Annotated in this window: 9 protein-coding genes; 5 read left to right on the top strand and 4 right to left on the bottom strand. The window is 62.2% G+C overall.

Annotation, left to right across the window (positions count from 1 at the left end; all coding sequences use genetic code 11):
• A partial coding sequence (locus VGY55_07795) for a pitrilysin family protein (GenBank protein HEV2969876.1) occupies positions 1-1,000 on the top strand: 1,000 nt, incomplete at its 5' end.
• Positions 1,001-1,016: 16 nt separating this feature from the next.
• On the opposite strand, the gene VGY55_07790 is transcribed toward VGY55_07795, so the two are convergent.
• Positions 1,017-1,238 (bottom strand): type II toxin-antitoxin system HicB family antitoxin, encoded by a 222-nt coding sequence (locus VGY55_07790; GenBank protein HEV2969875.1) that lies wholly within the window; start codon positions 1,236-1,238, stop codon positions 1,017-1,019.
• A 44-nt stretch (positions 1,239-1,282) separates the two neighbouring features.
• Here VGY55_07790 and VGY55_07785 point away from each other — a divergent pair, with 44 nt between their 5' ends.
• Positions 1,283-3,841: a DUF3656 domain-containing protein gene (locus VGY55_07785; protein ID HEV2969874.1), complete on the top strand. Its 2,559-nt coding sequence runs from the start codon at positions 1,283-1,285 to the stop codon at positions 3,839-3,841.
• Here the strand turns inward: VGY55_07785 and VGY55_07780 are convergent.
• The gene (locus tag VGY55_07780; protein ID HEV2969873.1) at positions 3,813-4,334 is read right to left on the bottom strand and encodes a VanZ family protein; all 522 of its coding nucleotides are present in this window, start codon (positions 4,332-4,334) and stop codon (positions 3,813-3,815) included. The two genes, VGY55_07785 and VGY55_07780, sit on opposite strands and share 29 nt — an antisense overlap.
• 193 nt (positions 4,335-4,527) lie before the next feature.
• Between VGY55_07780 and VGY55_07775 the strand changes: the two genes are divergently transcribed.
• A complete protein-coding gene (locus tag VGY55_07775; GenBank protein HEV2969872.1) occupies positions 4,528-5,484 on the top strand; it encodes a ferritin family protein in 957 nt (318 codons plus the stop codon).
• 98 nt (positions 5,485-5,582) lie between these two features.
• Here the strand turns inward: VGY55_07775 and VGY55_07770 are convergent, their stop codons facing one another.
• Both VGY55_07770 and VGY55_07765 read right to left on the bottom strand, forming a co-directional pair.
• On the bottom strand, positions 5,583-6,080 hold the full coding sequence (locus tag VGY55_07770) for a ferritin-like domain-containing protein (protein ID HEV2969871.1): 498 nt from the start codon (positions 6,078-6,080) through the stop codon (positions 5,583-5,585).
• A gap of 221 nt (positions 6,081-6,301) precedes the next feature.
• Positions 6,302-7,078, bottom strand: a complete 777-nt coding sequence (locus VGY55_07765; protein HEV2969870.1) for a hypothetical protein — start codon at positions 7,076-7,078, stop codon at positions 6,302-6,304.
• Positions 7,079-7,300: 222 nt separating this feature from the next.
• On the opposite strand from VGY55_07765, the gene VGY55_07760 reads away from it, so the two are divergent.
• Both VGY55_07760 and VGY55_07755 read left to right on the top strand, forming a co-directional pair.
• On the top strand, positions 7,301-8,854 hold the full coding sequence (locus tag VGY55_07760) for a type VI secretion system contractile sheath large subunit (GenBank protein ID HEV2969869.1): 1,554 nt from the start codon (positions 7,301-7,303) through the stop codon (positions 8,852-8,854).
• A 137-nt stretch (positions 8,855-8,991) separates the two neighbouring features.
• Positions 8,992-10,364: hypothetical protein (locus VGY55_07755; protein HEV2969868.1), on the top strand; the 1,373-nt coding region annotated here is incomplete at its 3' end.

Below are 10,364 nucleotides of genomic sequence, written 5' to 3'. Positions count from 1 at the left end.
CCAGCTCGGCTTGAAATTGCTCATCGAGTGCCTGAAGGAGCCGAGCTTTCCGACCGAGGCCTTCAATCGCGAGCGCGAGCATCAGCTTGCCGCGATCGACGAGGCCCAGCGCGAGCCGCTCCAGCGGGCTACGATCCGCTTCCGCAAGGAGTTGTACGGCAAGCATCCGTTTGCTCTGCCCTCGCTTGGCACGCAACCAATCGTCTCGAAGCTCACGCCGGCCGATTGCCGGGCATTTCACGATCGATTGTTCGTGCCGAACAATGTGATGCTGGTGATCGCGGGTGATTTCAAGTCCGATGAAGTGCTCGATGAAGTGACGAAGCTCACTTCGACTTGGAAGAGTTCGCCGTTGTCGGATTTCAAACCGCCCGAGGTCGAGAAGCCGAAAGACTTCGTCGAAGAGATCATCAGCATGCCCGAGGCGGAGCAACTGCAATTCCTCATGGGACATCCCGGCATCCGCCGCGACAATCCCGATTATTACAAGCTGCTGGTGATGGATTACGTTTTGGGGACCGGCCCGGGCTTCACGGATCGCCTTTCCAGCCGGCTCCGCGACCGCGAGGGGCTGGCCTACACCGTCACTGCCAATATCTGCTCCTCGGCGAGCGAAGAGCCTGGCCTATTCACCTGCTACATCGGCACCGAGGCGAAGAACCTCGACCGGGTGAAACAGATGTTTTTGGAGGAGTTGAAGCGGATCCGCACCGAGCCGCCGAAGCCCGAGGAAGTCGAGGATGTGAAGAAATATCTGCTCGGCCAACTGCCATTCGAATTCACGACGAACGAGCAAGTCGCTGGGCGGCTGTTGGGAGTCGAGCGCTATCACCTCGGCTTTAACTATCTGGCCGACTTCCGCCGCGCGATCTCGGCCGTCACTCCGCAAGACGTGCTCGACGTGGCTAAGAAACACATCGACCCCGACCACATGGTGCTGATCGTGGCCGGAGCGGTGGATGAGAACGGGAAGGTGTTGAGCAAGGCTGCGGAGAAATGAACGAGGCGGCGCCGATTCAGGCCCCGGCTTCGAGTTCGACGTATTCGACGACGCTGGACGGTTCGGGAATCGGAAGCCCGTCTTCCTTCATCCCTTGAACATGTAGCGCGATCGCCTCGCGCAGCAGTTGTTCCGTCACCTCGACGGTCGCCCCCGTCGCCACGCAGCCTGGCAGGTCGGGGACATAACCGCCATAATTGGAGGGCGATTTCTCGATGACGATCGCGTAGCGTATCATAGGCTCATTCTGAATTGAGTTCACCAATCCGGTCAAGTTGATCTGTGTCCGACACTTGCAGCTCCAGCGCGCGTCCCGAATTGCTCGCCCCCGCCGGCGATTGGGAATCGCTGCGCGCGGCGGTGGCTAATGGGGCGGATGCGGTTTATTTTGGGCTGTCGAATTTCAACGCCCGCCATCGCGCCACGAATTTCACGCTCGCCGAGTTGCCCGACGTGATGGCCTATCTGCACCATCGGAATGTATTGGGCTATGTGGCTTTTAATACGCTCGTGTTCTCAGACGAGCTGACGGAAGCGGCGAGCTTCTTGCGCGGGATCGTCGAGGCCGGGGCGGATGCGGTCATCGTCCAGGACTTGGGGCTCGTCCGCCTGATTCGCCGCCTCGCGCCGGGATTGCCCGTTCACGGCTCGACGCAAATGACGCTCACCGAGCCGCGCGGGATCGAGTTCGTTCGCCGCCTGGGAGTCGAGCGCGTGATCCTGGCCCGCGAACTCTCGCTGGACGACATCCGGCGGATCGCGGCCCGCACGGCGATGCCGCTGGAGGTGTTCGTCCACGGGGCGCTCTGTGTCGCTTACAGCGGCCAATGCCTGACGAGCGAAGCCCTTGGCGGGCGCAGCGCGAATCGCGGCCAATGCGCCCAAGCCTGCCGTATGCCGTATGAATTGATCGTGGACGGCGAACTGCGCGAGACGGGCGATCGGGCCTATCTGCTCAGTCCGCAGGATTTATCGGCCCATGATCTGATCGATCCGCTGGTGAAGCTGGGGGTGCGAAGCTTCAAGATCGAAGGGCGGCTGAAAAGCGCTCAGTATGTCGCCGTCGCCTCGCAGACTTATCGTGCGGCCATCGACGCCGCGCTGGCGGCCCAACCGTTTACGCTCTCGCGGCAGGGGCGGCTCGATTTGGCGCAGAGTTTTTCCCGCGGTTTCACTCAAGGATTCCTCGGCGGCATCGATCATCAGCAATTGGTCGAGGGGCGATTCCCCAAGAGCCGCGGAGTCCGAATCGGAACGGTGGTTGAAAGGACGCCGCACGGAATCGTCGTCGAGCTGGCTGCGGAGCACGATGGCGCGGATGCGTCGGTCGAATTAATCAAGCCGGGCGATGGCATCGTGTTCGACGAGGGGCACCCCGAGCAGGATGAGCAAGGAGGCCGCGTTTATCGCGTCGCGCGGCGGACGGCGCGCCGGTGCGAGTTGACCTTCGGCGATGGTCACGTGAATCTGGCGTTGCTCGCGCTGGGCTGCATCGTCTGGAGGACCGACGACCCGGCGTTGCGCAAGCGGGCCGAGCAATCCTATGGCCGCGATGGTTCGAACAAGCGGCAGCGCGTTGATTTCGACCTACGCGGAACTCTGGGCGGCACGCTCGAATTGATTGCACGCGACGCCACTGGCCGAACTGCATCGGCATGCTGGGACGGACCGTTGGCTCGCGCCGAAAAGCATCCGCTAACCCTAGAAACTGCTCGCGAGCAACTCGGCCGACTAGGAGGCACGCCGTTCGAATTGGGAGGCGTTCGGCTCGAACTGCCGGCCGAGGCAATGGCGCCCAAGAGCGTGCTGAACGACCTGCGGCGGCGGGCCGTTACGGCACTTTCGGCGGCACAAGAAGCCGTTCGCAGCCGCGTCGTTCACACCGAGGCGCTCGATGAATTGCGGCGCGAGTGTGCGGCGGATGCAACTGCGGCCTCGGTGCCGGGTGCCACTGCTGGCTTGTCCAGCAGTGAAGATCCGTCGCCCGAGTTGCACGTGCTCGTGCGAACGATGGAGCAGTTGCATGCCGCGGTTGAATGGCGGCGGACGACGTCACTCCGCGGCCTGACCTATTGCGATTTCGAAGATGTCCGGCGATACCGCGAGGCCGTGAACTATTCCCATGCGCATGGCCAGCCGATCGGACTGGCAACGCTGCGAATTCTCAAGCCGGGCGAAGAAGGGCTGCTGGCGCAGATCGCCCATGCTGGGGCCGATGCCGTGCTGATCCGCAATTTGGCGGCGCTGGCCTACTTTCAGGAACGCCCGGCGCAAACCGCGCTCATTGGCGACTTCCCGCTCAATGTGGCCAACGAACTCTCAGCCGACCTGTTCTTCCGTGAAGGCATGCCGCGGCTTGTGCCCAGCTACGATCTCAACTGGGACCAACTCGCGGAAATGCTCAAGCGCAGCGACGCCGGGCGATTTGAGATCGTCGTGCATCAGCACATGCCGATGTTCCACATGGAGCATTGCGTCTTTGCCGCGATGCTGTCGAACGGCAAGGATTGGCGCGATTGCGGCCGGCCTTGCGATCGGCATGAAGTGGCGCTCCGCGATCGCACCGGAGCCAGCTTTCCGCTCGCCGCCGATACCGGCTGCCGCAACACCGTGTTCAACTCGGTGGCTCAATCGGCGGCCGAGTTCATCCCGCGGATGCTCGCCCGCGGAGCGCGGCATTTCCGCGTCGAGTTGTTGCGCGAATCGCCGGCTGAAACCGCCGCGCTTTTGGATCGCTATGCGCGAGTCGTGGCCGGGCTCGACTCGGGACGCGCGACGTGGCGGCAGTTGCAGGTGATCAATCAACTCGGCGTTACCCGCGGTACGCTGCAGCTATCTTAGCGCGGCGGCGAGCCTTCAACCACTGGCGCAGCAGAGCCAGGATCGTCAGAGCGACCAGCCCGCCACTCATATCGATCAGCACGTCGGTAACTGCCGCCGTGCGAGAGGGGACAAAGCTTTGATGGTATTCGTCGCTCGCCGCTAGCGCTGTCAGCACCAAGAAGCCCGCGACGAACCATCCGCGCGCCAGCCACGGCCGCGATGAGCTTAGGAACGCCCGCGCGACCAGCAGAGCGAAAATCGCATACTCGGTCACGTGGGCCGATTTGCGGATCACGCCGTGCAGCCAATCGAGCGTCTCGGCGCTCATTCCGGGAAAGAGCCACACCAGCCAGGGCTGAATTACCTGCGCCGTATTCTCGGAAGAGAATTGGTCGGTCGAGGCCCAAAAGATGAGTCCGATCCAGATCAGCACGGGGCCATATCGCCACAGCCGGTGAGCCCAGCTTGGTTTGCGCGGCGGGGCGATCAATTCCTCGTCTCGATAGATCATGCAAAGCTGCCCTCTCGTTTGTATAACCCGGAGCCAACGGTGATGGTTCGTGACGCAAAATAATTCCGTCGCCGATGGCTCCGGGTTAAACGACTCGCCCGGTTCCAAAACCCACCGACTTCCTCAGGTCGTTGTTCGGTCGAAGCCAGGGAATTATACTTCCGGGCAACTCGGCGGGAGGATAAAAACTACCATGCGATCGTTCAAAAGCCTCAACGAGCAGGAAATCCTGGCGCTGGCCATCGCGCTGGAGGAGGAAGATTCCCGGATTTACGGGGATTTCGCCGACGGCCTTCAGGCCAGCTATCCCGCGACGGCCAAAATCTTGAACGAGATGCGCGAGGAGGAAGACGGCCATCGCCGTCGCTTGATCGAATTACATCAGCGGAAATTCGGCGAACACATTCCGCTCATCCGCCGACAGGACATCAAGGGCTTCGTAAAGCGGCGCCCGGTTTGGTTGGTCCGCCCGTTGGGATTGACCGCCGTTCGGAAGCAAATCGAGCTGATGGAATTCGAGACCAAGCGGTTCTACGAGACGGCCATCCGGCAGACGAACGACGCCAGCATTCGCCAGCTTCTCGGCGACCTGGCCGAACAGGAACGCAAGCACGCCCACATGGCCGAGTCGCTCGAAAGCGCCGAGCGATCGAGCGGATCGCTCGACGAAGAAGCGACCGCCCGCAAGCGGCTGTTCTTGCTGCAAGTGATCCAGCCGGGGCTAGCGGGGCTCATGGACGGCTCCGTCTCGACGCTCGCGCCGCTCTTCGCCGCCGCATTCGCCACCAAAAAAAGTTGGCCGACGTTCGCCGTCGGCCTGGCCGCCAGCTTGGGCGCCGGAATTAGCATGGCCTTCGCCGAGGCCCTTTCCGACGACGGTACGCTGACCGGCCGCGGCCGCCCGCTCTCGCGCGGGTTCGTCTGCGGGCTGATGACGGCGCTCGGCGGCCTGGGACACACACTGCCCTATCTGATCCCGGACTATTGGACGGCAACCGGGATCGCCGTGGTCGTCGTAATCATCGAGCTGGCATTGATCTCTTGGATTCGCCATCGGTTCATGGACACGCCGCTCACGTCGGCGCTATTTCAAGTGATGGTCGGCGGCTTCTTGGTGTTTCTCACTGGGATTCTGATCGGTAACTCGTGAATGTTTCCTTGGCCGTTGAAGTGCTGGCAAGCCTCGGTCGTTACGGCACACGGAATGTCCCTACCACGTCACAGGCAGGCCCCGCCGTGCCGTCCGATCTATCCGGCATGCGCGGCGGCGACGTTGATCTCCGACTCGGCCAACTCCGTTAGCATTTCGTCGGTCTGCCGCTCCTCGTCGAGCGTCTGCTGCAGCAACTCTTCCGCCTCGGTTCGATTTAGCATTCGCGCCAAGGTGCGGGCGGTGCCGTAGCCGGCGATCTCATAGTGCTCGACGCGCTGAGCGGCGCCGATCAACCCGGCGTCTTTCACCTCCGGCGCCGCGTCTTTATCGATCAATTGTCTTCCCTCTTCAATCAAGCCCGCCATTGCCGCGCATTTCGCTCCGCGATGTCCCTTGCCCAATTGATCGAAAATTCTTTCGAGCCGCTCGACGTGGCCGTGGGTCTGCTCCAAATGCTCTTCAAATGCGTGGCGCAGTCTTTCAGACGCCGCCGCCTTGGCCATCTTGGGCAGCGCGTGGGTGAGCTGTTGCTCGGCGCTGTATAGATCCTTGATTTCATGCAGGAACAGGTCGTCCAATGTTTTGAGCGCCATGGCTATGCCTCCTCTGGGATGAATTCGAACGGAATCGCCTCTCCATGCCCCCAACTCCCGCAAACATTATGCCGCCTCGCTGCTATGCAGTTTTCTGACGCTGATGTGGCCGTCAAGAATCCGTTCTGAAACAAAAAAGCCCAAGAACTTCGATTCTTGGGCTTGGTTGAACCAGCCACCCTGAACTGGGCAACGACGTCGATAGCGATCGAGGCTCGCCACTATCGCATGGTCGCACCCCCGCCCGACGTCGAGCCGGCGCCAGCCGTATATGGGACGGACTGGCCGGGCTGGGCAATCAATTGCGGCTGCGGCTGCCACGAACCATTTCGATAGAAGACCCATTGATTATTTGGCGCCCAATACCAGAGGACGCCATCGTAATACACATACCGCCAGTTATTAGTCTGGGTTGTCGAACTCGGCGCGCCCGCGGCGCCGCTGGGCGACTGGCTCGCGGTCGAAGTTGCGCTCCCTTGGCGCAGCGGGTCATATAGAATGCCTGCACCGCTAGACATCGCTCCGCCAATGGCGCCGCTCGTTCCCAGCGACTGTGGCATCGGCGTGGGATTTGTCGGAGTGGTCACCGCGCCTGCTGCGCCGGCTGGACCGCGGAAATCGCCTCCTGCTCCAGCCTGGCCTGGAAAACTGTTCCCGAACGAGCCAACGGCGCTCCCTTGTCCCTGGAATGTGCCCGGACCGCCAACGCTCGTGCCGGGCAGAAGGCTGCCGCTTCCCAAGCCGGAGCCGATGCCGACACCCTGCGAGGCGCTGCCCACCGTCGGAGCGATTGGATTGGAAATCGCTGGAGGCACTCGCGTGATGGTCGGTCCGACAGCGCTTCCAGTGCTTCCGATACTCCCGCTCGCCCCGACTCCATTGGAGCCAGCCGGCGGCACCGCGCCCCAAGCGCTGAGCGCCTCGGCGACAAGAAACAATCCAGCGGCGAAGCCGATCGCCCACGGCACGGCCCGCTTCAAATAATTGCTCGATTTCATAAATCACCCCTCACGATCGAACCGCGTTGAGTTGCAATTGCCCTCTGCCTTCACTACCGAATTATACGAAACGACATCCGAGAAAAAGTGGGCCTCCTCCATCCCAACATTGTGAATCACCACCATTAGGCTTACGATAACCACGCCTCCCGGCGCGATTGATGGAGATAGTCGGCAGTACCCTCTTCGATCCTGAACACTGCAAACCAGAGCGCGACACCTATGGCGAAACAAGTCTCTTTCGGTTCCGTTCTTGTCGGAACGACCGTCGCGGCCAGCAGCGATCCGGTTGACGAACAATCGGATGCGCCCTTTCGAATCCTCGTTTGCGCGAGTCTCTCTGGACAGCAGAGAATTGCCGACAAGCCTGTGCTTGTCGATCGCGACAATCTCGATGACATGCTGGTCCGATTCCGGCCATCGCTGTCGCTCGCCGGAATGCACCCCGATGGATCCGCCGTCGAAATCCAGTTTGAAACACTCGACGACTTTCACCCGGATCGGCTCTACGACCGGCTGGATATGTTCGAAACGCTGCGCGCGATGCGCGAGCGGCTGCAAAACCCAGCGACGTTTGCAGCCGCTGCCGAGGAGTTGCGGCGGCTAGGGGCGGGAGGCCAGGAGCCAGAGGCTGGAGGCCGGAGGCCAGAGGCCAGGACGGAAGAAGCGGCTGCGCCGTCGATGCGTGGAGTCGGTGAGCCAGCGCCGATTTCGGGGGGCGAGCTGTTGGACCAGTTGTTGGATCATTCCGAAGTGACGCAGACACACGGAGCCGCCGCGCGGCAGACGAGCGAGTTTCAGCGGATTCTCGCCAAGATCGCTGAACCCCACCGCATCGCGGCCGACGATCCGCGCAAGCAAGAATTGATCGGCCTCGTTGACGCGCTGTCGGCCGACCGGATGCGGGCCATCCTCCATCATCCTGAGTTTCAGACGCTCGAGTCGGCCTGGCGAGGAGTTCACTTTCTAACGAGGCGCGTCGAGACGGACGCCAACCTGAAGATCTACCTGCTCGACTGCTCCAAGGCAGCACTGGCCGGCGATTTGGAAGCGGTCGCGAACCTGCGCGAATCGGCGCTCTACAAACTCCTGGTCGAGCAGCCCGCCGGGGCGCCTCCCTGGACGCTCACCATCGGCGACTTCGAGTTCTCCGCCGCGCGGGGCGACGTGGAAACGCTCGGCCGCATCGCACAGATCGCGGCCAAGGCCGGCGCGCCATTTCTGGCCGGGGCCAGCTCGTCGATCTTGGGCTGCCCGTCGATCGCCGCCGCGCCCGATCCAGACGATTGGCCAGAGCCGAACGAAGATTCAGCCGCGATGTGGCAGCAGCTTCGCCACCTTCCGCAAGCCACTTCGCTCGGGCTGGCCGCTCCGCGGTTTCTGTTGCGATTGCCATACGGCTCCGAAGCGAGTCCGCTCGAGCGCTTCGAATTCGAGGAAATCTCCGCCGCGCGCCACGAGGACTATCTCTGGGGCAATCCTGCGCTCGCCTGCGCTTGGCTTTTGGCGCAGACGTTCAGCGAGACGGGCTGGAATATGGAGGGGCGACTCTATCGCGACCTGGCGGAATTGCCGGTTCATCTTTACGATGACGACGGCCAGCCGCGGATGAAGCCTTGCGCCGAAGCGGTCCTCTTGGACCGCGCGGTCGAGCGGATTCTCGACTTCGGCATCATGCCGCTGCAATCCTTTGCCGACCGCGGCGCGATCCGCCTCGTTCGTCTGCAATCGCTAGCCGATCCCTCGGCCGCGCTCGCGGGCCGTTGGCACTCTTAAGAGTAAACGGATCAAAAAAAACGTTGCAATTCGATCCCATGCGCGCATAATCAAGGGCACCCCGCCAGTGGCCAAAGGTGGGGCCATCTCTCGACTCACACGCACTCTGGCTGTCCTATCGCGATGGCCGCTGACTTATGGCAATGCACCCGCATTCGCGGCGCATTTTGGGCCGCCGTCGCGCGATCGCGATCGAGTTACTTGAAAGTCGCTGTTTGCTGTCGCTGACTCCCGCCGGAACGCCCAACACGCTGACGTTTCACGGCGATGCCATGCGCACCGGCTTCAATCAGAACGAAACGGCGCTGACGCCTACGAACGTTTCGGCGAGTTTCGATCAGGTCTGGCAGTCGCCGGTGCTCGACGGGCATCTCTACGCCTCGCCGCTGTATATGGACAATGTCTCCATCACCACCGGCGGCAACGGCGCCAATTATACCGGCGACGGTGTGGTGGCCGGCTCGGGAAAGACGCTCGGCGTCGTCTTCGCGGCGACCGGCGGCGGCACGGTCTACGCCATCAAGGCCTTCGACACGAACGGCCCCTCGGGCGTGGCCGCGGGAACCATTCTCTGGAAGACCTTTCTCGGCAGTCCCTCGGCCAGCATCGATGGCAATAGCATCGGCGTTCTCGGCACGCCGATCATCGACGCCCAGGCCAATCGGATTTACGTCGTGGCGTCGGTGAACGATTATTTGCTTCCCATGGGCGATCCGAATCAGGGCATGGCGGTATTCGAAGTCTTTGCCCTCAATCTCAGCAACGGCGCGGTGATTGCCGGATTCCCGCTGGCAATCACGCAGCCAATCCTGCAGGCGATCAATCAGAACAATGTCAACAACACCGCAAGCCAGGTGCTCTTTGGCGGCGCCGGCAGCGGCCAAGCCGACGAGCGCGGGGCGCTCAATCTCAGCGCCGACGGCAGCACCCTGTATATCCCATTTGCAAGTTACGGCTCGAGCAACGGCGGTTGGTTGGTGGCTGTCGCCACCGGCGTCACCAACGGGGTTTCCAACGGCAAGACTCCTGCACTGGTCAGCGCCTATTCGGCGACTTCGTCGATCGCTCAGAACGCGAACGGCGGCATTTGGGGTGGCGGCGGTCCCGCGATCGATTCAAGCGGCAACGTATTTGTTTCCACGGGAGACTCGCCCGGCGGCACGAAGCAGGCTCCCGGTCAGTTCGGCAACTCGGTCCTCGAGTTCGGGCCAGGGCAGAACCTCGCTTTGACTGGGCTTTATACTCCCTGGAACTACCAGACGCAGGACACGATCGATACCGACCTGGGAGGCTCTGCCCCGGTCATCGTCCAGATGCCTTCGGGCAGTTCCGCGACGCCCGAACTCTTGTTGACCGGCGGCAAGCAGGGCAACGCCTACTTGGTCGACGAAGGCAACCATCTGACTAATCCGGGCGCGACGCCCGCCAGCCTCACGATGCGGCCAGCCGTCGTTCCGCCGAATAAGGATCCTTCCCTCTACAGTCCGACTGCGATGCGCTCGTACTTTTC

This window comes from Pirellulales bacterium (assembly GCA_035939775.1).
GTDB lineage: Bacteria > Planctomycetota > Planctomycetia > Pirellulales > DATAWG01 > DASZFO01.
This window is presented reverse-complemented; position numbering and strand designations above follow the sequence as displayed.

Excerpts from the sequence above, each read along its gene's own strand:
- VGY55_07760 (HEV2969869.1), top strand. The coding sequence starts at position 7,301 with ATGGCGAAACAAGTCTCTTTCGGTTCCGTTCTTGTCGGAACGACCGTC.
- VGY55_07775 (HEV2969872.1), top strand. The coding sequence starts at position 4,528 with ATGCGATCGTTCAAAAGCCTCAACGAGCAGGAAATCCTGGCGCTGGCC.
- VGY55_07780 (HEV2969873.1), bottom strand. The coding sequence starts at position 4,334 with ATGATCTATCGAGACGAGGAATTGATCGCCCCGCCGCGCAAACCAAGC.
- VGY55_07770 (HEV2969871.1), bottom strand. The coding sequence starts at position 6,080 with ATGGCGCTCAAAACATTGGACGACCTGTTCCTGCATGAAATCAAGGAT.
- VGY55_07765 (HEV2969870.1), bottom strand. The coding sequence starts at position 7,078 with ATGAAATCGAGCAATTATTTGAAGCGGGCCGTGCCGTGGGCGATCGGC.
- VGY55_07790 (HEV2969875.1), bottom strand. The coding sequence starts at position 1,238 with ATGATACGCTACGCGATCGTCATCGAGAAATCGCCCTCCAATTATGGC.